The organism is Streptomyces sp. NPDC045695, from assembly GCF_056432025.1.
The window spans coordinates 13,742-36,215 of sequence record NZ_JBWKJU010000015.1 but is presented as its reverse complement, the minus strand read 5'-3'; the positions used below and the strand labels follow the sequence as shown (position 1 = coordinate 36,215).

The 22,474-nt window shown below is 72.4% G+C and carries 22 protein-coding genes and 1 riboswitch; of the genes, 15 read left to right on the top strand and 7 right to left on the bottom strand.

From position 1 onward, the window contains the following. Positions 1-221: 221 nt before the first annotated feature. A riboswitch (cyclic di-AMP (ydaO/yuaA leader) is annotated at positions 222-380 on the top strand. A gap of 13 nt (positions 381-393) precedes the next feature. Beyond that, the gene (locus AC07DU_RS23915; protein ID WP_479032365.1) at positions 394-1,194 is read left to right on the top strand and encodes a M23 family metallopeptidase; all 801 of its coding nucleotides are present in this window, start codon (positions 394-396) and stop codon (positions 1,192-1,194) included. Between the two features lie 202 nt (positions 1,195-1,396). Continuing rightward, entirely contained in the window at positions 1,397-2,074 is a 678-nt protein-coding gene (locus AC07DU_RS23910) for a GntR family transcriptional regulator (protein ID WP_479113467.1), read from the top strand. Between the two features lie 310 nt (positions 2,075-2,384). Here the strand turns inward: AC07DU_RS23910 and AC07DU_RS23905 are convergent, their stop codons facing one another. Then, positions 2,385-2,666, bottom strand: coding sequence for an HPr family phosphocarrier protein (locus AC07DU_RS23905; protein WP_360892417.1), 282 nt, complete (start codon positions 2,664-2,666; stop codon positions 2,385-2,387). A gap of 183 nt (positions 2,667-2,849) precedes the next feature. On the opposite strand from AC07DU_RS23905, the gene AC07DU_RS23900 reads away from it, so the two are divergent. The 6 genes from AC07DU_RS23900 to AC07DU_RS23875 all read left to right on the top strand — a co-directional run bounded on the left by AC07DU_RS23900 (position 2,850) and on the right by AC07DU_RS23875 (position 9,790). After that, positions 2,850-5,609, top strand: coding sequence for a bifunctional acetate--CoA ligase family protein/GNAT family N-acetyltransferase (locus AC07DU_RS23900; protein WP_479113465.1), 2,760 nt, complete (start codon positions 2,850-2,852; stop codon positions 5,607-5,609). A gap of 65 nt (positions 5,610-5,674) precedes the next feature. Beyond that, positions 5,675-6,271: a DUF5998 family protein gene (locus AC07DU_RS23895; RefSeq protein WP_453371860.1), complete on the top strand. Its 597-nt coding sequence runs from the start codon at positions 5,675-5,677 to the stop codon at positions 6,269-6,271. Then, positions 6,271-7,473 carry an alkaline phosphatase family protein gene (locus tag AC07DU_RS23890; RefSeq protein ID WP_479032358.1) on the top strand — a complete coding sequence of 401 codons (1,203 nt, stop codon included), beginning with the start codon at positions 6,271-6,273 and terminating at the stop codon, positions 7,471-7,473. The genes AC07DU_RS23895 and AC07DU_RS23890 overlap by 1 nt, the downstream gene beginning before the upstream one ends. 64 nt (positions 7,474-7,537) lie before the next feature. Further along, the gene (locus AC07DU_RS23885) at positions 7,538-8,188 is read left to right on the top strand and encodes a thymidine kinase (protein WP_453371859.1); all 651 of its coding nucleotides are present in this window, start codon (positions 7,538-7,540) and stop codon (positions 8,186-8,188) included. Between the two features lie 102 nt (positions 8,189-8,290). Continuing rightward, positions 8,291-8,896: a DM13 domain-containing protein gene (locus tag AC07DU_RS23880; protein WP_479113462.1), complete on the top strand. Its 606-nt coding sequence runs from the start codon at positions 8,291-8,293 to the stop codon at positions 8,894-8,896. Positions 8,897-9,163: 267 nt separating this feature from the next. Continuing rightward, entirely contained in the window at positions 9,164-9,790 is a 627-nt protein-coding gene (locus AC07DU_RS23875; protein WP_479113461.1) for a hypothetical protein, read from the top strand. 42 nt (positions 9,791-9,832) lie between these two features. On the opposite strand, the gene AC07DU_RS23870 is transcribed toward AC07DU_RS23875, so the two are convergent. Then, positions 9,833-10,618 carry a VOC family protein gene (locus AC07DU_RS23870; RefSeq protein WP_479113458.1) on the bottom strand — a complete coding sequence of 262 codons (786 nt, stop codon included), beginning with the start codon at positions 10,616-10,618 and terminating at the stop codon, positions 9,833-9,835. Positions 10,619-10,794: 176 nt separating this feature from the next. On the opposite strand from AC07DU_RS23870, the gene AC07DU_RS23865 reads away from it, so the two are divergent. After that, positions 10,795-11,640, top strand: a complete 846-nt coding sequence (locus tag AC07DU_RS23865) for a sulfurtransferase (protein ID WP_479032345.1) — start codon at positions 10,795-10,797, stop codon at positions 11,638-11,640. Between the two features lie 64 nt (positions 11,641-11,704). Here the strand turns inward: AC07DU_RS23865 and sepH are convergent, their stop codons facing one another. From sepH to AC07DU_RS23850, 3 genes are all read right to left on the bottom strand, one after another. After that, the gene (gene sepH, locus AC07DU_RS23860; RefSeq protein WP_479032342.1) at positions 11,705-12,781 is read right to left on the bottom strand and encodes a septation protein SepH; all 1,077 of its coding nucleotides are present in this window, start codon (positions 12,779-12,781) and stop codon (positions 11,705-11,707) included. A gap of 452 nt (positions 12,782-13,233) precedes the next feature. Beyond that, a complete protein-coding gene (locus AC07DU_RS23855) occupies positions 13,234-14,565 on the bottom strand; it encodes a D-arabinono-1,4-lactone oxidase (RefSeq protein WP_479113456.1) in 1,332 nt (443 codons plus the stop codon). Further along, a complete protein-coding gene (locus AC07DU_RS23850; RefSeq protein ID WP_479113454.1) occupies positions 14,513-15,772 on the bottom strand; it encodes an MFS transporter in 1,260 nt (419 codons plus the stop codon). The genes AC07DU_RS23855 and AC07DU_RS23850 overlap by 53 nt, the downstream gene beginning before the upstream one ends. A 168-nt stretch (positions 15,773-15,940) precedes the next feature. Here AC07DU_RS23850 and AC07DU_RS23845 point away from each other — a divergent pair, with 168 nt between their 5' ends. Then, positions 15,941-17,095 (top strand): ferrochelatase, encoded by a 1,155-nt coding sequence (locus AC07DU_RS23845; RefSeq protein WP_360892384.1) that lies wholly within the window; start codon positions 15,941-15,943, stop codon positions 17,093-17,095. Between the two features lie 11 nt (positions 17,096-17,106). Next, the gene (locus tag AC07DU_RS23840) at positions 17,107-17,910 is read left to right on the top strand and encodes an inositol monophosphatase family protein (protein ID WP_453371851.1); all 804 of its coding nucleotides are present in this window, start codon (positions 17,107-17,109) and stop codon (positions 17,908-17,910) included. Between the two features lie 118 nt (positions 17,911-18,028). Here AC07DU_RS23840 and AC07DU_RS23835 read toward each other — a convergent pair whose 3' ends face one another. Further along, complete coding sequence (locus AC07DU_RS23835; RefSeq protein ID WP_361943002.1) at positions 18,029-18,208, bottom strand: hypothetical protein; 180 nt, start codon at positions 18,206-18,208, stop codon at positions 18,029-18,031. Between the two features lie 248 nt (positions 18,209-18,456). Between AC07DU_RS23835 and AC07DU_RS23830 the strand changes: the two genes are divergently transcribed. The 4 genes from AC07DU_RS23830 to AC07DU_RS23815 all read left to right on the top strand — a co-directional run bounded on the left by AC07DU_RS23830 (position 18,457) and on the right by AC07DU_RS23815 (position 21,904). Then, positions 18,457-19,110: a response regulator transcription factor gene (locus tag AC07DU_RS23830; RefSeq protein WP_360892379.1), complete on the top strand. Its 654-nt coding sequence runs from the start codon at positions 18,457-18,459 to the stop codon at positions 19,108-19,110. Between the two features lie 5 nt (positions 19,111-19,115). Next, positions 19,116-20,363: a sensor histidine kinase gene (locus AC07DU_RS23825; protein WP_360892376.1), complete on the top strand. Its 1,248-nt coding sequence runs from the start codon at positions 19,116-19,118 to the stop codon at positions 20,361-20,363. A 382-nt stretch (positions 20,364-20,745) separates the two neighbouring features. Then, entirely contained in the window at positions 20,746-21,042 is a 297-nt protein-coding gene (locus AC07DU_RS23820; RefSeq protein ID WP_030036261.1) for a DUF4193 domain-containing protein, read from the top strand. A gap of 10 nt (positions 21,043-21,052) precedes the next feature. After that, positions 21,053-21,904, top strand: coding sequence for a hypothetical protein (locus AC07DU_RS23815; protein WP_479113452.1), 852 nt, complete (start codon positions 21,053-21,055; stop codon positions 21,902-21,904). Positions 21,905-21,940: 36 nt separating this feature from the next. On the opposite strand, the gene AC07DU_RS23810 is transcribed toward AC07DU_RS23815, so the two are convergent. Beyond that, complete coding sequence (locus tag AC07DU_RS23810) at positions 21,941-22,420, bottom strand: DUF3093 domain-containing protein (RefSeq protein ID WP_360892370.1); 480 nt, start codon at positions 22,418-22,420, stop codon at positions 21,941-21,943. Positions 22,421-22,474 lie beyond the last annotated feature (54 nt).

Below are 22,474 nucleotides of genomic sequence, written 5' to 3'. Positions count from 1 at the left end.
CTGAACGTCGTCTGACGCTTCATCGGGCGCTCGGTGTCTCAAGTGCGAGGGGCTCTGGCGGGCTTGACCGCTGGAGCCCCTTTTGTCCGTTTGGTGGTGAGGTTGCTTTTATGTGGTGTGGCGTACGCAACAAAAAGCCGCGTCTGTTTGGCGATTGACTGATGATCCGCCTAGCGTCGTCCGTGCTGTCCGTCAGTTGTGCCCGCCGCACCCGCGGCACCGGACAGCGATCGCCGAGTCCCCGTCAGGCGCGAGCCTGGGGAGCCGGGGACCCACATGTGTCCCTGGGGTGAATCGGGCCGCCTCGCCAGAGGAGGCCCGTAGGAGACCTTCCTGCTCCGAACCCGTCAGCTAACCCGGTAGGCGAGAAGGAAGGAAAGGATCAAACCCTCCATGGCGTTTGGCAGTCGTCCCGCTGGTTCCGGCAAGCACCGTGGATCCAGCCGCCTGAGCCGTAAGACCGCCGGTTACGCCGGTATCGCCGCGATCGCCACCACGGGCGTCGTCGGCTCCCTCGCCGCCCCGGCCTTCGCCGCGGACAACCACAGCAGCTCCGCCCCGGAGAACGGGCTGGGCGCCGTCGTCGTCGCCGAGGACCTCGCGGGTGACATCGCCGACCAGGCCGCGTCCCAGCAGCGCGCCGCCGACCACGCCGCCGCCAAGGCGCAGGCCGAGGCGGACGCCAAGCAGCGGGCCGCCGAGGCCAAGCGCCTCGCCGAGGCCAAGGCGAAGGCCGAGCGCGACGCCGCCGAGCGCGCGGCCCGCGAGGAGGAGCGCAAGCGCCTCAACACCTTCGTCGCCCCGATCGAGGGCTCGTACGTGAGCACGCAGTACCACGCGGGCGGCGGCATGTGGTCCTCCGGCAGCCACACCGGCATCGACCTGCACGCCTCCTCCGGCACCTCGGTCCACGCGGTGGGCGTCGGTGTCGTGGTCGAGGCCGGCTGGGGCGGCGCGTACGGCAACAACGTCGTGATCAAGCACAACGACGGCACCTACACGCAGTACGGGCACATGAACTCGCTGAGCGTCTCCGTCGGCCAGGAGGTCACCGCCGGCCAGGTGATCGGCCTGTCGGGCTCCACCGGCAACTCCAGCGGCCCGCACCTGCACTTCGAGGCCCGCACCGGCTCGCAGTACGGCACGGACATCGACCCGATCGCCTACATGCGCTCGCACGGCGTCGACCTCTGAGCCGTCGTCCCGCACCGTTTCACCGAAGACCCCGGCTCCCCGAGCCGGGGTCTTCGTGTGTCCGCCCGGATCCGATCCGCCCCCCTGTGAATGTTTCGTATTTCCGGCCGCTCTCGGAAATGATCGTGTGTTGCAATAGAGTCGCAGCATGCGCATGTGCGCGCATTGAGGCTGGCAGTCGGAAATAGGCGGAGGTTCGGTCTTGCGTATTCCTGCGCACGCAGTATGCACAGCAATCCGCGACGACATCGTCTCCGGTGTCTTCGAACCGGGGAGCCGGCTGACCGAGGAGGTGCTGGCCCGTCGGTACGGAGTCTCGCGCGTCCCGGTCCGCGAGGCGTTGCGGACCCTGGAGTCCGAGGGGTTCGTGACGACGCGGCGCCACGCGGGGGCCTGCGTCGCCGAACCGACCGAGCAGGAGGCGGCGGACCTCCTGGAGCTGCGGATGCTCCTGGAGCCCCTGGCGGCGGCCCGGGCGGCCCGGCGGCGTACCGAGGCGCACCTCAAGGTGCTGCGCGGGCTGGTCAGGCTGGGCCAGGAGCGGGCCAGGCGGGGCCAGGGAGAGGACCTGAGGTCCCTGGGCGGCTGGTTCCACGAGACGCTCGCCCAGTCCTCGGGCAGCCCCGGGCTGATCGCGCTGCTCACCCAGATGCGGCACAAGATCGCGTGGATGTACGTGGTGGAGGCGCCCATGCGGCCCGTGGAGTCCTGGGCGGAGCACGGTGCGATCGTGGACGCGGTGGCCCGCGGGGACGCGGAGCGGGCCCGGGCGCTGACCGCGCTCCACGCCGACCGGGCGGCGGGGGCGCACCGGCGGCGGGTCCGGCCCGCTGTGAGCAGTTCGCAACCTGCCGTAAACATGTCGAGCGGGCGGCATTAACAGGGGCCGTATACAAAGGACGACATCGTGGCATCGCGCTCATTCATTGTGCGGTGCGCACGGGGTGAATTCGGCGCGCCGGATTCCTGCGGAGTCGAATGCGGGGGGCCGGGATTTCCGCCGGGGTCTGTTTCTTCGGCGAGCTGAATTGACGGGGTTCGATTTCCGCGGCTATCCGCGGCTATCCGCGGCTCTCCGGGGCTCGGCGCGCCCCCGCCGGGCCGGACGTCACAACGGCGAAGCCGCGGGCCCCCGATCGTCCGGGGCCCGCGGCTTCGCGGCGCGTACTGCTCGGGTGGAACCCGAAGGGTCAGACGGTCTCGGGAAGCTCTTCGAGACCCTCGGCGACCAGCTTCGCGAGGCGGTCGAGCGCGACGTCCGCACCCTCGGCCTCGGAGGCGAGGACGATCTCCTCGCCCCCCTGGGCGCCCAGGCCCAGAACCGCCAGCATGGAAGCGGCGTTGACGGGGTCGCCGCCCTTCTTCGCGATGGTCACCGGGACGCCGGAAGCGGTCGTCGCACGGACGAAGATCGAGGCGGGACGAGCGTGCAGGCCCTCGGCCCAGCCGACGTTGACGCGGCGCTCTGCCATGGTGATGCCCTTCAGGTTCTTACGGTTGTCTAGACCAGTCTCTCACGACGCCCTGAATGCTCCGACCGGCCCTCGGCCCGAATCCGCCGTCGCTCGACCTCCCCAGCTTGCACTGATTTGCCCCGTATTACCTCATGCGCCGCGCACGCACCGCCCAGCCCGCCCCGGCCGTAAAGTAGCCCCATGACCATCGAGTCGGACCCCTCGTACCCGGCCCACTGGGAAGCCGACGTCGTCCTGCGCGACGGCGGCACCGCCCGGATCAGGCCCATCACCACCGAGGACGCGGGCCGGCTGGTCAGCTTCTACGAGCAGGTCTCGGACGAGTCGAAGTACTACCGCTTCTTCGCCCCCTACCCCCGCCTCTCCGACCGCGACGTCCGCCGCTTCACGCACCACGACTACGTGGACCGGGTCGGCCTCGCCGCGACCATCGGCGGACAGTTCATCGGCACCGTCCGCTACGACCGCATCGGCCCCGACGGCCGGCCCGCCTCCGCACCCGCCGACGAGGCCGAGGTCGCCTTCCTCGTCCAGGACGCCCACCAGGGCCGCGGGGTCGCCTCCGCGCTCCTCGAACACATCGGCGCGGTGGCGCGGGAGCGCGGCATCCGCCGCTTCGTCGCCGAGGTGCTGCCCGCCAACACCAAGATGATCAAGGTGTTCACGGACGTCGGCTACGAGCAGAAGCGCAGCTTCGAGGACGGCTCCGTCCACCTCACCCTCGACCTCGAACCCACCGCCGAGTCCCTCGCGGTGCAGCGCGCCCGCGAACAGCGCGCCGAGGCCCGCTCGGTGCAACGGCTGCTGACCCCCGGCTCGGTGGCCGTCGTCGGAGTCAGCCGCTCCGGCGCGGGCGTGGGCGCGGCCGCCCTGCGCAACCTGCGCGACAGCGGCTTCCACGGCCACCTCTACGCCGTCAACGAGGCCGTCACGCGCGACCTGCTGGACGGCGTACGGGCCTACCGCTCGATCGAGGCCGTCGGCGCCCCCGTCGACCTCGCAGTGATCGCCGTTCCGGCCGACCGGGTCCCCGGCGTGGTCGCCGCCTGCGGTGAGCACGGCGTGCAGGGGCTCGTCGTCCTGTCCGACGGATACGGGGAGAGCGGCCCGGCCGGCCTCGCCCGCCAGCGCGAACTGGTCCGCCAGGTGCGCTCGTACGGGATGCGCCTGATCGGGCCGAACGCGTACGGGGTGATCAACACCGCGCCGGAGGTGGAGCTCAACGCCTCGCTGACGCCCGCCCCGATGCCGATGCGCGGCCGGATCGGGCTGTTCACGCAGTCCGGGGCGATCGGGATCGCCCTGCTCTCCGCGCTGCTCCGGCGCGGCGAGGGACTGTCCTCCTTCATCTCCGCCGGCAACCGCGCCGACGTCTCCGGCAACGACATCCTCCAGTACTGGTACGACGACCAGGCGACCGACGTCGCCCTGATGTACCTCGAAACCCTCGGCAATCCGCGGAAGTTCACCCGCCTCGCCCGCCGGACCGCGGCCGAGAAGCCGGTGGTCGTCGCCCGGGGCGGCCGCCACACCCCGGCCGGGCACGTCGTCCCCGACACCAGGCTGCCCGAGGCCACCGTCTCCGACCTGCTGCGGCAGGCCGGCGTCATCCGGGTCGACACGGTGACGGAGCTGGTGGACGTCGGTCTGCTGCTGGCCTCCCAGCCGCTGCCCGCCGGGCCGAGGGTCGCGATCCTCGGCAATTCCGAGTCCCTCGGGGTCCTCACCTACGACGCCTGCCTGACCCAGGGCCTGCGGCCGCTGGCGCCACTGGACCTGACGACGGCGGCCTCGCCGCAGGACTTCCGGGCGGCGCTGGTCTCGGCGCTGGCCTCCGAGGACTGCGACGCGGTCGTCGTCACGGCGATCCCCTGGGTGAACGAGCGGGCACTGGCGGACGAGCTGGCCGACGCGCTGCGCGAGGCCGTGGCCGAGGTGCCGGGCAAGCCGGTCGCCGTCGTCCATGTGGAACTCGGCGAGCTGGTCGACGCGCTGTCCGCCGAGCGCGGCCCCTGGGCCCCCGGCCCCCGCCCGCCGGACGGCCCGGGCACGCCGGACGGGCCGACGGCCGACCGGATCCCCAGCTACCCCGCCGCCGAGCGGGCCGTACGGGCCCTCGCCGAGGCCGTGCGGTACGGGCAGTGGCGGCGGTCCCTCGCCGAGGTCGGGCACGTCCCGGAGTACGAGGACATAGACGAGGCCGGGGCGGCCGCGCAGCTGGCCGGGCTGCTGGCCGACGTCGACGGCGGGGCCGTGCTGACCCTGGCGGAGTGGGACGCGCGCGAGCTGCTGGGGCGCTACGGGATCCGCGTCCTGCCCGCCCTGCCCGCGCCCAGCCCGGACGCGGCGGTCCGCGCCGCCGGGATCCTGGGCTATCCGGTGGCGCTGAAGACCACCGCCCCGCACCTGCGCCACCGCGCGGACCTGGGCGGCGTACGGCTCGACCTCAGGAACGAGGCCGAGCTGAGGCGCTCGTACGAGGCCCTCACCGGGCTGCTCGGCAAGCCCTCGGAGCTCCAGCCGGTGGTTCAGGCGATGGTGCCGCGCGGCGTCGACACCGTCGTGCGCTCCGTCATCGACCCGGCGGCCGGCGCCGTCCTGTCCTTCGGGCTCGCCGGCGTCGCCTCCGAGCTGCTGGGCGACACCGCGCACCGGCTCGTCCCGGCGACCGACCGGGACGCCGCGGGCCTGATCCGATCCATCCGGACCGCACCCCTCCTCTTCGGCTGGCGGGGCAGCGCCCCCGTGGACACCGCAGCCCTGGAGGAGCTGCTCCTGCGGGTGTCCCGGCTCGTGGACGACCACCCCGAGGTGATCGGCGTCTCCCTGGAGCCCGTCGTGGTCGCCACCGAGGGGCTGTCCGTGCTCAGCGCCACCGTCCGCGTCGCCCACCCGCCCGCCCGGGGCGACCTCGGCCCGCGCACCCTGCCCAGTTACTGAGGCTGCTCACGCGGTGCCGTCGCGGGGAGGCCGGGGCGCCCCGTACGGGCCTTAGGATGGACCTCATGGCGAAATCCGGTACGACGACCCAGGGGCTGCGCACGGCGATCGAGCGCAGCGGCTACTACCCGGCCCTCGTGGCCGAGGCCGTGGAGGCCGCGGTGGGCGGCGAGCCGATCTCGTCGTACCTGGTCCACCAGGAGACGACCTTCGACTCCAACGAGGTGCGCCGCCACGTCACGGTGCTGGTCCTGACCGGCAACCGCTTCATCGTCAGCCACACCGACGAGCAGGCCGCCGACGCCGGTTCCCCCTCCCCGTACGCGACCACCTCCACCGAGTCGGTCAAGCTGTCCAGCATCTCGTCCGTGGTGCTGAGCCGCGTCGTCGCCAACCCGGAGTCCTACACCCCCGGCACCCTGCCCCGCGAGGTCGTCCTGACCATCGGCTGGGGCGCGGTCTCGCGGATCGACCTGGAGCCCGCCGCCTGCGGCGACCCGAACTGCGACTCCGACCACGGCTACACCGGCAACTCCACCGCCGACGACCTCAGCCTGCGCGTCAGCGAGGCCGGTGACGGCCCGGAGGCGGTGCGCCAGACCCTGGTCTTCGCCCAGGCGCTCTCCGAGGCCACCGCGGCCACGTCCACCCCCTCGCGCTGATGGCGTACTCCGCGCCGCAGAGCTGGGACGAGCCGGAACTGCTGGACCTGGCAGGCGCCCCCGTCCCCGAGTACGGCGCCGGCTCCCTCGCCGACCTGCTGCCCACGCTCGTGGCCGGTCAGGGCGTGCCCGGCTTCACCGCCTCCCTCGCGGAGCTCACCCCGGCCGACCGGAACTGTGTGTTCCTGGTCGACGGCATGGGCTGGGAGCAGATCAAGGCCCACCCGGACGAGGCCCCGTACCTCACCTCCCTCCTCGCCGGCTCGCGCGGCGGCACCGGCCGCCCGATCACCGCGGGCTTCCCGGCGACCACCGCCACTTCCCTGGCCTCGGTCGGCACCGGCCTGCCGCCCGCCCGGCACGGCCTGCCCGGCTACGCCGTGCGCAACCCGGCCACCGGCGAGCTGATGAACCAGCTCCGCTGGCACCCGTGGACCCAGCCGAAGGCGTGGCAGCCGTACCCGACCGTCTTCCAGCAGGCCGACAAGGCGGGCGTGGCGACGGCGCAGGTGTCCTCGCCCGCCTTCCAGACCACCCCGCTCACCAAGGTCGCGCTCAGCGGCGGGACCTTCCTCGGCCGGATGACCGGCGAGGAGCGGATGGACCTCGCGGCCGACCGCCTCGCGGCGGGTGACCGCTCGCTCGTCTACACGTACTACAGCGAGCTCGACGGGGCCGGCCACCGACACGGCGTGGACTCCGACGCCTGGCGCGGCCAGCTGATGTACGTGGACCGGCTCGTCCAGCGGCTCGCCGAGCAGCTGCCGCCGCGCACCGCGCTGTACGTGACCGCGGACCACGGCATGGTCGACGTCCCCTTCGACGAGGACTCCCGGATCGACTTCGACGAGGACTGGGAGCTGGGCGCCGGAGTGGCCCTGCTGGGCGGCGAGGGCCGCGCCCGGCACGTGTACGCGGTCCCGGGCGCGCAGGCCGACGTACTGACCGTGTGGCGCGAGGTGCTCGGCGACCGGTTCTGGGTCGCCAGCCGCGAAGAGGCCCTGGAACTGGGCTGGTTCGGCGTGCCGGGGGAGTGCGACGAGCGCGTGCTCGGGCGCATCGGGGACGTGGTCGCCGCCGCCCAGGCGGACGTCGCGATCACCGCCTCGCGGCGCGAGCCCAACGAGTCCGCGCTCGTCGGCATGCACGGCTCCATGACGGCGGCGGAGCAGCTCGTACCGCTGCTCGAAGTCCGCACCTGATCCTTGGCCGGACGCGCGACGTCCGCCGCCCTTCGCCCCCGACCCGAAAGGTCCTGTACTTCCCATGCCCGAGCTGGTGTTCTTCTCCGGAACGATGGACTGCGGAAAGAGCACTCTGGCGCTCCAGATCGCCCACAACCGCGACGCGCGGGGACTGCAAGGCGTCATCTTCACCCGTGACGACCGGGCGGGCGAGGGCAAGCTGTCCTCCCGCCTGGGCCTGGTGACCGAGGCGGTCGAGGCGCCGGAGGACATGGACCTGTACGCGTACCTGGTCGCGCAGCTGTCCAAGGGCGGCAGGGCGGACTACGTGATCGTGGACGAGGCGCAGTTCCTGACCCCCGCCCAGATCGACCAGCTGGCCCGCATCGTCGACGACCTGGACATGGACGTCTTCGCCTTCGGCATCACGACCGACTTCCGCACCAAGCTCTTCCCTGGATCGCAGCGCCTGATCGAGCTGGCGGACCGTCTGGAGCAGCTCCAGGTGGAGGCCCTGTGCTGGTGCGGCGCCCGCGCCACGCACAACGCCCGTACGGTGGGCGGGGAGATGGTGGTCGAGGGAGCCCAGGTGGTGGTCGGCGACGTGAACCGCCCGGCGGGGGAGGTCGGCTACGAGGTCCTGTGCCGCCGCCACCACCGCAAGCGGATGACCTCGGCCGCGGCTCACGCGGGCGCCCTCTCCCCGGACGTCCTCCCGGTCAACCACGCCTGACCGGCCGCCCGCCTGCCCGGCCAGGCGGTGGCGGAGGCGGTCGCGGACGTAAGGGTTTCGTCATCCGTGTGGGGCTGGCGTCCGTCCGGTGCACCGCATTGAATGCGGGGGACGGGATTGGCGAGAAACGGGGCATCGGTGAGTGCAGGAGTGAAGCGGCGGCGCGGCGGGATCGTGATCGGCGCGGCGATCGCGGCGCCGGTGGTGCTGGGCGCCGGGCTGTACTGGTTCCAGCCGTGGAAGATCTGGCAGGACGACACGGTGCGCGAGGCGCTGCCGTCCGCGTCCGCGTCCGCGTCCGCTTCCGCGGCCCCGTCCGCCGCGTCCTCGGGCACTGCCGCCCCGGCGGCCGGGCCCCGGACCGTCGCCCAGGGCGGTCTCATCAGCCACGAGCACACCACGACGGGTACGGTGAAGCTCGTCCGCCTGCCGGACGGTTCCCACATCCTGCGGCTGGAGAACCTGGACACCAGCAACGGCCCGGACCTGCGGGTCTGGCTCACCGACGCCCCCGTCAAGGAGGGCGTGGCCGGCTGGCGCGTCTTCGACGACGGCAAGTACGTCAGCCTCGGCAAGCTCAAGGGCAACAAGGGCGACCAGAACTACGAGATCCCGGCCGGGGTGGACCCCGCCGCCTACAGCAGCGTCACCATCTGGTGCGACCGCTTCGACGTCTCCTTCGGTGCGGCGGGCCTCACGCAGGTGTGACGCCGTCCGCGGTGCGGTGGTGTCCGGATGCTGACCGTTGTGGCCAACCGCACACGAGGGCGAGTGGCGGGTGACGGTCATTCAATTCTCTTGGTCAGGTGGGCCGATCGTCTCCGGCGTCCGTTTTGTGAGGATGGTCGGATGGCGAGACGACTTGACGCACGACTCGATGGTCGCTTAGGTACGCCTTACCTAAGCTTCCATCGAAGGTTTTCAGCCATGCCAAGACCCGTCCTGCGCCCGCTCCCGAAGACCGAGGGCTGACCCGTGGCCCTCGTCACCGACCTGCCGCCGGCCGCCATGTCCGCGCCTGTGCCCGCGTCCGTGCCTGTGCCGGCGCCCGCGTCCGGGCCCGCGGCCGCCGACGGGCCGGAGCGGCTCACCCCCGTGTGGATGCTCGTCTTCCTCGGCCTCCTCGGCTCGGCCGCTCTCGCGGGTGCCTGCTGGCTGTCCGGCCACGTCCACGCGGACACCACGCTGCAGACGGCGGCCCGTTTCTTCCACGTGGCGGCCCTCGTCGTCGGGCTGGGCGCCGTGCTCGCCGTCGACTGGTTCGCCGTCCTGTGGCTGCTGGGCCGGCGCGGCCTGTCCGACATCACCAGCACCGCCTGTGCCTTGCAGATACCCATCTGGTTCGGACTGGCCGGCCTGACCGTCACCGGCCTGTTCCTGCGCCCGGACCTGAACTCGCCCCTGACGCTGGTCAAGCTCGGCCTCGTCCTGACCGTCACCGTCAACGGCCTGTACGCGCACTGGCTCGGCCAGCGCCTCGACCACTACCGGGACACGCCGGTCCCGCGCGCGCTGCTCGTCCAGTCGGGCGTCGCCGCCGGCGTCAGCCAGTGCGGCTGGTGGGGCGCCACCTTCATCGGCTTCCTCAACAGCCAGTCCTGACCCGCTCCGGGCGCGCCCCGCGCACCCGGACCACCGCCGGGACTACCGCCGGGACCGCACGAGGGCGAACACCGCGCCCTCCGGGTCCGCGACCGTGGCCACCCTGCCGGTCGGCCCCTCCCGCGGCGGGTCCACGACGCGCCCGCCGAGCTCGGTCACCCGCTGCGCGGCCGCGTCGGTGTCCGCCACCTCGAAGTACGCCATCCAGTGCGGGCCCCGGTCGTGCGGCAGCGCCCGCCCGACGCCGTGCACGGCGGCCACCGGGCGGCCGTTCAGACGCAGGGTCAGGTAGTCGAAGTCGCCGGAGGCCGCCTCGTGCGCCAGCGCCTCGTGGCCGAAGACGTGCTCGTAGAACTTGCCGACCGTCGAGGTGTCCTGGGTGACCAGCTCGTTCCAGACCGGGGTGCCGGGCGCCCCGTGCAGCCGTGTGCCCATGCGCGTCTGCGCCTGCCACAGCCCGAAGATCGCCCCCAGCGGGTCGGAGCAGATCGCCACCCGGCCCGCGACGCCCGCGTCCAGGGGGCCCACCGCCACCGTGCCGCCGCACGAACGGACCGCCTCCGCGGTCGCGTCGGCGTCGTCCGTGGCGAGGTAGGTCGTCCAGGCCACCGGGAGATGCCGGTCAGGGGGCATCTCGCCGATCCCGGCCACCTCCTCGCCGTCCAGCACGGCGCGGACGTACGGGCCGAGCTGCTCGGGACCCGGAACGTACTCCCAGCCGAACAGATCGGCGTAGAAGTCCTCGGTGGTCCCGAGGCCGTGCACCATCAGACTCACCCAGCACGGGGTGCCGGGCGTGCGCCGGGTTGCTTCCGCTGCCTCGGTCATGTCAGCCGTCTCCTCCGTCGTGCCGCTTACCGGTGCTGATGCTTCCACTCCGCAGCACCCCGCGCGTCCCGACCGCGCCGCAAAGCCGCGCCCCGGGACGGAGATGTCCGGATCGGTGCGCCGCCCCGTTGACGGGCCTGTGACGCGGGTGCCGGACGGGGAGGAAGATGGCCGGCATGACAGCGAAATCTGCGATCCTCTCCGCCGCCGAACTCCAGCGCGAACTGGCCGGTCCGCGGCCGCCGGTGCTGCTGGACGTCCGCTGGCAGCTCGGGGGCCCTGACCAGCGGCCCGCCTACGAGGCCGGACACCTGCCCGGCGCCGTGTACATCGACCTCGACCGCGAACTGGCAGGTCCGCCCGGGCCGGGCGGACGGCACCCGCTGCCCGACCCGGAGGCCTTCGGCGCGGTCATGCGGAGGGCCGGGGTCCGCGCCGACGTGCCCGTGGTCGTGTACGACGGCGGCCAGGGCTGGGCGGCCGCCCGGGCGTGGTGGATGCTCAGCTGGACGGGTCACCCGGACGTGCGAGTGCTGGACGGGGGACTGGCCGCGTGGACGGCTGACGGGGGCGAGGTGACGGCCGACGAAGCGACACCCGTGGAGGGCGATTTCAAGCCAAATCCGGGTGCGGTCGGACTCCTGGACGCGGACGGGGCGGCCGCGCGGGCGCGTGCGGGGCTGCTCCTGGACGCCCGGGCGGGGGAGCGGTACCGCGGCGAGGTCGAGCCGATCGACCCGGTCGGGGGCCACATCCCGGGCGCGGTGTCCGCCCCGACGGTGGAGAACGTGGGGCCGGACGGCCGTTTCCTGCCGGCCGGGGCGCTGCGGGCGCGGTTCGAGGCCCTGGGTGCGAGCGAGGGGACTCCGGTGGGCGTCTACTGCGGCTCGGGGGTGTCCGGAGCCCATGAGGTCCTCGCCCTGGCGGTGGCGGGGATCGAGTCCGACCTCTACGCGGGCAGTTGGTCGCAGTGGTCCAGCGACCCGGCCCGCCCCGTGGCCACCGGCCCGGATCCGCAGTAGCCCCGGACCCGCAGCACGGACCCGGAGCATGGAGGGCCGCCGCCGGGTCACCCCGGCGGCGCCGCTACTCCTGCTTCTTGCGGCGGGTGCCGAAGACGATCTCGTCCCAGCTGGGCACGGCCGCCCGGCGCCCGGGGCGTACCCCGTCCGCCTCGGCCTGGCGGTCGGTGGTGCCCGTCAGGCGGTCGCGGTGGCCCGCCACCGTGCGGGGCATCAGGACGTCGGCGTACGCGGACCCCGCGCCCGCCGAGGCGGCCGGGGCCGGCGGCTCCTCCGCCTCCGGTTCCGTCTCCGGGGCTTCGGCGGTGGAGCGGTCCGGGACCACCATGTCGCCACGGAAGCTCGGAACGGCCTCCAGCAGGCTCGTCAGGGTGTCCCGCTCCTCCTCCGGGTCGGGCGCGGGCGGCGCGTGCCCGGTGGAGCGCTCCTGCTGGCGCTCCAGCTGCCGGTCCAGGGCGCGGTCCAGCGGCCGGTCGCGCGGCAGCCGCGCGATCCTCGGTACGAAGGGGAAGCTCGGCTCCGGCGTGGCCGGCAGGTCCTCGGACTCGCCGATCAGCGAGCGGGCCTCGTCGTCCACGGCCACGACCAGCCGGCGCGGCGGGTCGTAGGTCCAGCTCGCCGAGTGCGGCTCACCGGCCACCAGGTAGACGAGGAGGACCTCCCAGGTCCCGTCGTCGCGGCGCCAGGAGTCCCACTGGACGGATTCCTTCTCGGCCCCGCGCAGGGTCAGGCGCTCCTGCACGGCCTCGCCGAGCTGGGGTCCGGCGTTCTCGCCGGGACGGCGCACGGGGGTCTTGCGGGCCCGCTCGGCCATGAACGCGCGCTCGGCGAGCACCGGGCCCTCGAAGCGGCGTACGCGGTCGACGGGGATGCCGGCGAGTTGAGCGACCTCCTCAGCGGAGGCACCGGCTCGTATGCGGGCCTGGATGTCGCGGGGGCGGAGGTGGCTCTCCACCTCGATCTCGATCTGGTTCAGGCGGGCGCGGTCGTTGCGCACGGCAGCCCGCAGCCGCTCGTCGATCGGAAGCGTGTACTCCGTGCTGTCCCCAGCCTTGAGCACCAGTCGTGTGCCGTCATTTGAGACGGCCACGACACGCAGTTCGGGCATGGGGACCTCCCGGGTGGTGCCTGCCGACGTCACGTGCGTCGCTGCTTCCGCTAGTCGAGTGTGGCCTGCCCGGGTGCAGCCTGCCACAACCTTGCCGAGTTAAACCGGCGTGTCGGGCATGCGCCCTTGATCGCCGTTATGGCACGGTTACCTGTTGGGTACGCACAGTGACCGACTGATTACTGTGCGCAGCAGGAACCCGTGCAATACCGCGGCATCACCGGTCTTTGAGCGCCGTTTTCCATCTACCGGCCCCCTCTCCCGAGTCCGGACATCCGTAAGGAAGGACAGCCCCAGGGCTCGCCACAGTACTCCATTCGGGCCACCTGGGTGGACCGCCGCGCCGCCGAAGTTGTCCCGGACGGCGGGAGTCGTGCTGCCCTGCGTCCGGCCCGCGGCGCACCCGTGTCCGTTTCGGGGTGTCCTGGCGCGCGGAATCCGCGGAGGCGGAACTCTTCGCGCCGCGGGCCGGACCCGACGGGTGCTCAGTCCCCCAGCACCCGCCGCAGGTAGTCGTTGCCGAAGAGCCGGTCCGGGTCGAGACGGTCGCGCAGCGCGGTGAACTCCCCGAACCGGGGGTAGACCTCGGCGAAGTACGTCGCGTCGCGCGTGTGCACCTTGCCCCAGTGCGGACGGCCGCCGTGCGCGGTGAAGATGCGCTCGGCTGCCGTGAAGTAGGCCTGGTACGGGGTGCCCTTGTACAGGTGCACCGCGATGTACGCCGTCTCGCGCCCCGAGGCCGTGGACAGCGTGATGTCGTCCGCCGGCGCCGTCCGCACCTCCACCGGGAAGCTGATCCGCAGGCCGGAGCGGTCGACCATCGCGCGCAGCTCCCGCAGCGCCTCGATGACCCGCTCGCGCGGGAGCGCGTACTCCATCTCCACGAACCGCACCCGGCGCGGACTGGTGAACACCTTGTACGGGATGTCCGTGTAGGTGCGGGCCGACAGGGCGCGGCTGGCCACGCGGGCGATGGCGGGAATGGTGGCCGGCAGGGCGCGGCCCAGCGAGTTGGCCGCCTGGAAGACGCCGTTGGAGAGCAGCTCGTCCTCGATCCAGGCGCTCACCGGGCCGGGCGGGGCCGCGGGGCCCTGGCTGCGGTTGTTCCGCTTGGTGTTGCAGTTGCCGGTGTGGGGGAACCAGTAGAACTCGAAGTGCTCGTTCTCCGCGACGTGCTCGTCGAACTCGGCGGCCACCCGGTCGAAGCCCATCGGCTCCTCACGGGCGGTCAGGAAGAAGAGCGGCTCCACGGCGAAGGTGATCGCGGTGACGATGCCGAGCGCGCCGAGCCCGAGCCGGGCCGCGGCGAAGACGTCCGGATTCTCCTTCTCGGAGCAGGTGATGAGCCGGCCGTCCGCCGTGACCATGTCCAGGCCGCGTATCTGGGCGGCGATGGAGGCCGAGTCGCGGCCGGTGCCGTGGGTCCCGGTACTGGTGGCGCCGGAGACCGTCTGCTCCATGATGTCGCCCATGTTGGTGAGCGACAGGCCCTCCCGGGCCAGCGCCCGGTTCAGGTCCTTGAGGACCGTGCCGGCCCCCACCGTGACGGTGCCGGCGGCCCGGTCGATCCCCCGGATCCCGGCCAGCGCCTGGGGCCGCACGAGCACGCCGTCGCTGGCGGCGGCCGAGGTGAAGGAGTGGCCGGTGCCGACCGCCTTCACCCGCAGTCCCTCCTCGGCGGCCCGGCGGACCGCCTCCTGGAGCTCCCCGACCGAGGCCGGGGTCACCACGCGGGTGGGCGTGGCGGTGACGGTCCCCGCCCAGTTACGCCACGTGGCCGGCCCGTTCTTCCCTGCCGTCTGTGCTGTGTCCGCCATCGCTAGAGGGCCCCTCCCCTTGCGCCGGCCTCGTCAGCCGGCGGTATCCCGCGAACGCCACCGCCGCCGCGGTCGCTCCCGCCGAGATGGAGACGACGTACCCGCTGCGCGCCCCGGCGGCGTCGATGACCAGACCGGTCACGGACGAACCGACGGCGACGCCGACCGCGAGGCCGGTGCTGATCCAGGTCATGCCCTCGGTCAGCTTCGCGCGTGGTACGTGCGCCTCGATCAGGGCCATCGTGGTGATCATCGTGGGAGCGATGGCGAGGCCCGAGACGAAGAGCGCCACGGCCAGAAACGGAAGGTTCCCGGCCAGTAGGAGGGGGATCATACTCACGGCCATCGCACAAATGCCCAGTACCCAGCGAGGTTCCGTCCGGCCCTTGAGATGCAGCAGGCCGAAGACGATTCCGGCGATACAGGACCCGAACGCCCAGATGGCCAGGATGAGACTGGCGGTGGACTTGTGGCCCTGCTCCTCGGCGAAGGCCAGGGTGGACACGTCGATGGAGCCGAAGATCGCGCCGGTCGCCACGAAGGTGGCGGTGAGCACCTGGAGGCCGGGGGAGCGCAGGGCCAAGGTGCGCCGGGCGTGCGCGTCGCGCGGGTGCGGCTCGGGCTCGGTGGAGCGCTGCGCGGTGAGCAGCCAGACCCCGACCAGCAGGCAGACGGCGGCGATCAGCGGGCCGGCCTCCGGGAACCAGGTCGTCGAGAGTCCGATGGCGATGATCGGGCCGAAGATGAAGCAGACCTCGTCCACCACGGACTCGAAGGAGTACGCGGTGTGCAGCTCGCGGGGGGAGTCCCGGTAGATCACGGTCCAGCGGGCGCGGACCATCGAGCCGACGCTCGGTACGCAGCCCGCGACCGCGGCGAAGACGAACAGCGTCCAGTCGGGCCAGCCGTTCGCCGCCGCCACCAGCAGTCCGCTGACCGCCGCGACGGAGATCAGCGTCGCGGGGCGCAGGACCCGCCGCTGGCCGTACTGGTCCACCAGGCGCGACACCTGCGGGCCGACGACCGCCGCGGCGAGCGCGAGGGTGCCGGTGAGGGCGCTGGCCATCGCGTAGCGGCCGGTGATCTCGGAGATCATCGTCAGGATGCCGACGCCGACCATGGAGATCGGCAGGCGGCCTATCAGGCCGGCGGCGCTGAATCCCTTGGTGCCGTGGGACGCGAAGATCGCGCGGTAGGGACTGGGCAAGGGCCCTCCGTAAGGGACGTGACGGGCCCATACAGGTTACGACCGCCTACGGGCACCCGCACGGGGAAATTCGGACCGGGAAAGTTAGGTTTACCTTACCTGCGCGGGAGGGCCGGTCCCCGCCGGGCCGCTTCTCTCCCGAGGATCCCGGGTGGCAGGATTCGAGGCATGTCAGACCAGCTCCTCCCGCCCGCCGGCGGGACCGCCGCCCCCTACGACGCCCTTCTGCTGCTCTCCTTCGGCGGCCCCGAGGGACCCGACGACGTCGTGCCGTTCCTGGAGAACGTCACGCGCGGGCGCGGCATCCCGCGCGAGCGGCTCAAGGAGGTCGGACAGCACTACTTCGGCTTCGGCGGGGTCAGCCCGATCAACGCGCAGAACCGCGCGCTGCTGGAGGCGCTGCGCAAGGACTTCGCCGACCACGGCCTGGACCTCCCGGTCTACTGGGGCAACCGGAACTGGGCCCCGTACCTGACCGACGTCCTGCGCGAGATGACCGCCGACGGCCGCCGCCGGATCGCCGTGCTCACCACGAGCGCGTACGCCTCGTACTCGGGCTGCCGGCAGTACCGAGAGAACCTCGCCGACGCGCTGGCCGCCTTGGAGGCCGAAGGCCTGGAACTGCCGCGCGTGGACAAGCTGCGGCACTACTTCAACCACCCCGGCTTCGTCGACCCGATGATCGAGGGCGTGATCGCCGCCTTGGACACGCTGCCAGAGGAGACCCGGGCGGGCGCCCACCTGGCCTTCACCACCCACTCCATCCCGACGGCCGCCGCCGACACCTCCGGGCCCGTCGAGGACCACACCGAGGGCGGCGCGGGCGGCGCGTACGTCAAGCAGCACCTGGACGTCGCCGAGGTGATCGCGGACGAGGTGGCCGTACGCACCGGCGGGGACCACCCCTGGCAGCTCGTCTACCAGTCCCGCAGCGGCGCCCCGCACACCCCGTGGCTCGAACCGGACATCTGCGACCACCTGGAGGCCCTGCACGAGGCAGGGGCGCCGGCCGTGGTCATGGTGCCGATCGGCTTCGTCTCCGACCACATGGAGGTCCTCTACGACCTCGACACCGAGGCCACCGCCAAGGCCGCCGAACTGGGCCTTCCGGTCGCCCGTTCCGCGACCGTCGGCGCCGACCCGCAGTTCGCCGGGGCCGTACGGGAACTCGTGCTGGAGCGGGCCGCCAGGGAGCGCGGCGAACCCGCCGACGAGTGCTGGGTCGGCATGCTGGGCCAGAGCCATGACCTGTGCGCCGTGGGCTGCTGCCCGGGGCGGGCGCCCCGGCCGGCGGCCGCGGGCGAGGACAGTCCGTACGCCTAGGAAGGGCAACCGTGATCTCCGAAGAGCTGAAGGCCGAACTGCTGGACGTGGGGCTGGAGGCCGCCCGGCAGGCCGGAGCGCTGCTGCGCGACGGCCGGCCGGCCGATCTGGCGGTGGCCGCGACGAAGAGCAGCCCCATCGACGTGGTGACCGAGATGGACATTGCGGCGGAGAAGCTGATCACCGGCATCCTCGCGGAGCGGCGGCCCGAGGACGGGCTGCTGGGCGAGGAGGGCGCGGACACCCCCGGGACCAGCGGGGTGCGCTGGGTCGTCGACCCGCTGGACGGCACCGTGAACTACCTCTACGGCCTCCCCAGCTGGGGCGTGTCCATCGCGGCCGAGTACGAGGGCGAGGCCGTGGTGGGCGTCGTCGCGGCGCCGATGCGCGGGGAGACCTACCACGCGGTGCTCGGCGGCGGGGCGTGGCTGGGCACGACGCGGCTCGCGTGCCGGCCGGCGGCGCCGCTGGACCAGGCGCTGCTGGGGACCGGCTTCGCGTACGTCCAGACCCGGCGGGTCCGGCAGGCCGAGGTGGTGGCGCGGATCATTCCGCTGGTGCGGGACATCCGGCGGGGCGGCTCGGCGGCGCTGGACCTGTGCGACGTGGCCGCCGGGCGGCTGGACGGGTACTACGAGCGCGGGCTCAACCCGTGGGACCTGGCGGCGGGCGACCTGATCGCCCGGGAGGCGGGGGCCGTGACGGGGGGCCGGACCGGCGAGCCGGCCTCGGGGGAGCTGGTACTGGCCGCGACCCCGTCGGTGTTCGCCTCGCTGCAGCCGCTGCTGGACGAGGCGGGGGCCTGGCACGACTGAGGCGGTGGGGTGCGGCGGAGGCCGCGGGCACGGCGGGGCTGAGCCCGCGCGGGCGGGGCCGCAAGCACGCGAACCCCGGCCGCCCTCTCGGGCCGCCGGGGTTCGCGCAGGTGCGGGATCAGCAGGCGGGCACGGTGGCCGAGACCGGGACACCGTGCTCGGCGGCAAGGCGCTGGAGGTCCTCCAGCTCCGCCAGTTCCACTTCCGCGAGGAAGTCGTCGCCGGCCTCGCGGGCTTGCCTGAGGTCCGTCTGCGTGGCCCTGATGCGCTGCAGGAGACCCGCGGTGAATGCGTCCATGGTGGGTTCGCCCCCTCTTCGTGGGTCGGCGGCGGCACGTGGCTGTCCGCCGTCAGGGAGTGGATGGGGTGTTCTGTCGTCCTCCCCGGCACCCTGGGCCCAGAAACCTCGCAGGACGAAGGAATCCTCACTTCCGTCGTGCCGACCCCGTCCACCAGCCGCCTTACAGCCGGTTTACGGCTGAAAAGGGCAGGATGGGCGACGCCCTACACACGTGTGCCCTTCTGGGCTCGAAGGAAGGAAACGACGTGCGCGTACTCGTCGTCGAGGACGAGCAGCTGCTCGCCGATGCGGTGGCCACCGGACTGCGCCGGGAGGCCATGGCCGTGGACGTCGTGTACGACGGCGCCGCCGCCCTGGAGCGGGTCGGCGTGAACGACTACGACGTGGTCGTGCTCGACCGGGACCTCCCGCTCGTGCACGGTGACGACGTGTGCAGGAGGATCGTCGAGCTCGGCATGCCCACCCGGGTGCTGATGCTGACCGCCTCCGGCGACGTCAGCGACCGGGTGGAGGGCCTGGAGCTCGGGGCGGACGACTACCTGCCCAAGCCCTTCGCCTTCACCGAGCTGACCGCCCGCGTGCGCGCCCTCGGGCGGCGCACCACGGTGGCGCTGCCGCCCGTGCTGGAGCGGGCCGGGATCAAGCTGGACCCGAACCGGCGCGAGGTGTTCCGCGAGGGCCGGGAGGTGCAGCTGGCACCGAAGGAGTTCGCGGTGCTGGAGGTCCTCATGCGCAGCGAGGGGACCGTCGTCTCCGCCGAACAGCTGCTGGAGAAGGCCTGGGACGAGAACACCGACCCCTTCACCAACGTCGTGCGGGTGACCGTCATGACCCTGCGGCGCAAGCTCGGTGAGCCGCCGGTCATCGTGACCGTGCCCGGTTCCGGATACCGGATCTGACGCGCGTGGCCTCCGCTCCCGCGCCACCGGCGGCGCCACCGAAACCGACCTGGGACCCCGGTCAGCCCGAAGGTCCCTTCCCGTGGCTGCGGCCGACGATCCGCATACGCCTCACGCTGCTGTACGGCGGGATGTTCCTGATCGCGGGCATCCTGCTGCTGTCGATCATCTACCTGCTGGCGGCTCAGGCCCTGCGCGAGGGCAACGCCCTCCCGTTCGAGATCGTCGGCGGGCAGCAGGTGAAGGTGTCCAGCACGACCTGCCCCGGGGTGGTGGGCGTCGAGCAGCCGTACAGCCAGTTCAACGCCGCGATCAGCCAGTGCGTCCTCGACCAGCGCAGGCACGCCCTGGACGACCTGCTGAGCCGCTCGCTGATGGCCCTGCTGGGGCTGAGCATCATCGCCTTCGCCTTCGGCTACGCGATGGCCGGCCGGGTGCTCTCGCCCCTCGGCAAGATCACCCGGACCGCCCGCCGGGTGGTCGGCTCCGACCTGACCCGGCGCATCGAGCTGGACGGGCCGGACGACGAGCTCAAGGAGCTCGCCGACACCTTCGACGAGATGCTCGACCGGCTGGAGCGGGCCTTCACGGCCCAGCAGAGGTTCGTGGCGAACGCCTCGCACGAGCTGCGCACGCCGCTCGCGATCAACCGGACCCTGCTGGAGGTCCACCTTTCCGACCCCGGAGCCCCGGTCGAGCTCCAGCAGCTCGGCAAGACCCTGCTCGCCACCAACGAGCGCAGCGAACAGCTGGTCGAAGGCCTGCTGCTGCTGGCCCGCAGCGAGAACCAGATCGTCGAACGCAAGCCCGTGGACCTGGCGGAGGTCGCCTCGCGGGCGGTGGACCAGGTGCGCTGTGAGGCCGAGGCGAAGGGCGTGGAGATCCGCGGCGAGCGCACGCCGGCCGTCGTCCAGGGCAACGGGGTGCTGCTGGAGCGGATCGCCCTCAATCTGGTGCAGAACGCCGTGCGGTACAACGTTCCGGAGGGCGGCTGGGTGGAGGTCACCGCCGAGGCCCAGCACGGTCAGGCGGTCCTCCTGGTATCGAACACGGGTCCCGTGGTTCCCGCGTACGAGGTGGAGAACCTCTTCGAGCCCTTCAGGCGGCTGCGTACGGAGCGAACGGGCAGTGACAAGGGTGTGGGGCTCGGCCTGTCGATCGCGCGCTCCGTGGCGCGCGCACACGGCGGACGGATCCAGGCGATGCCCCGGGAAGGCGGTGGCCTCGTGATGCGTGTCACTCTTCCTCTGTGAGACGCACCCGCCGTGTTCGCTGCTGGCTGAATACTTGTCCCAGGAAGACAACCTCGTCTGTGTGATCGATCACAGGGGCGAGTGTCGGGCCATGTGCGTTCAGTGACCCGGGGGCGGCCGGTACGCCCGGGAAGTCCGGGTTTCCGGCCCCCCGAATGGCGGGAAATACACGGGGTGGCGTTTGTGCAAGACCGCCCCCGGACCGTGTACGGTCCCGGTCGTCATCCCAGCCAATCGCCCCTCCCGGCGGGCGGCTGGGTGTCGATTGAGTAACAGACCTTGATGTGAGGCAAAATCTCCGCCTCAGGTCGGGCACAAGTCCGGCCTCTCGTGCGTTACGTGCGCTGAGACACCGCTAACACCCAGAGGGGGAGAGCGAACAATGGCAACGGACTACGACACCCCGCGCAAGACCGACGATGACGTCGACAACGACAGCATCGAAGAGCTGAAGGCCCGACGTAACGAGAAGTCGTCTTCGTCCGTCGACATGGACGAATTCGACTCGGCCGAGAGCCTTGAGCTTCCCGGTGCGGACCTCTCCAATGAGGAGCTGGCCGTCCGGGTCCTGCCCAAGCAGGCCGATGAGTTCACCTGCATGAGCTGCTTCCTGGTGCACCACCGCAGCCAGCTGGCCCGCGAGAAGAACGGTCAGCCGATCTGCCGCGACTGCGACTGAGGCGTCGGTCGTGACCGGCTCGGCACCCTTTCGGAAGCGCCGCTTCCGGAAATCAGGTGATCCGGCGGAGACGCAGGTGGCCACCACGGACCCGGAAACGGGTCCTGTAGCCCCCGGCGGCTCCGCCCGTGGGACCAGTCGGCTGCACGCCGTCAGGAACGGCGTGCGCAAGGGCGGTGAAGGCGTCAGGGACGCCGCCCTGTTCGTCGCCGACAGGATCATCGAGAACGCCCCGCGCGTTCCGGTTCGGGACCTCGCGACCCTGCGCGCGCAGTTCCCGGGCCTCGGCCCCGATCAGCTTGCCGACAAGCTGATCTCGGGCGCCGCCAACGCCACGTCGACCGTCGGAGCGGGTATCGGCGCGGCGGCCATGCTGCCCGTTCCGCCCGCGATGCCGGCGGAACTGGCGGCCGAGATCACCGGGATCGCGGCGATCGAGCTCAAGCTCGTCGCCGAGCTCCACGAGGTCTACGGCCAGCGGCCGCCGGGCACGCTCAAGGACCGCAGCCTCGCCTACCTCTCCGCCTGGACGCAGGAGCGCGGGGTCGACCTGACCAAACCGACCACGCTGAACGCGGCGCTCGGCGGTCAGATGAAGCGCGAACTGCGCCAGCAGATCATGAAGCGGATGTTCCGCAATCTTCCGAACCTCATGCCCTTCATGGTGGGCGCGGTGGTCGGGGCGGTCATGAACCGCCGGGACACGCGCAAACTCGCCGAGAAGGTCCGTGGTGACCTGCGGGGCCGCGCCGTGGCCTGGGAGGCGCTGGCGCAGCTGCCGCCCCTGGAACAGCCCGCCCAGCCCCTTCCCGGGGTCGCCAGGGGTGAACTCGAGGGTCCGCCGCCGGACGGGCGAGGCTGAGCGCCGCCCGCGGGACTCAGCCGCGGACCCCGCGCCTCACGCGCCGGCGGATGCGGCGGGGCTGGACTTGGCCGCGAGGATGGCCGCCCGCAGGGCGTGCGGCTCGCGGGTGGAGACGTAGACGTACGGGGTCGGGTCCGCCGGGTCGGTGATCTCGACGCGGACCGCCGTCGGCACGTAGCTGCGCATCAGCATGAAGGCGCGGGTGTCCGCCTTGTGCGTCCGCCAGGCCCGCGCCTCCCCGGCGTCCAGGATCTCGGGCTCGCCGAGCGCAGTCACCGGGATCCGCGCCTCCCCGGCCGCCAGCGCGCCGTTCACCACGCGCACGCGCGCGGAGCCGTACGAGCTCACCAGCAGCCCGGCCAGCGCGGTGCCGCCGACCAGTCCGGCCAGCAGGGGCAGCGTGCCCAGCGGCAGCAGCATCAGCGCGCACGCGAGGCCGATCATGGCGGCGATGCCCCACCAGGAGCGGGGGGCGGTCAGGCGTTCGTCGTACTGCGCGGTGGAGAGCTGCATGCCGTCAAGCCTGCCACGGGGCGACCGGTGCCCGGCCGCGCGGGTAAGGTTCGC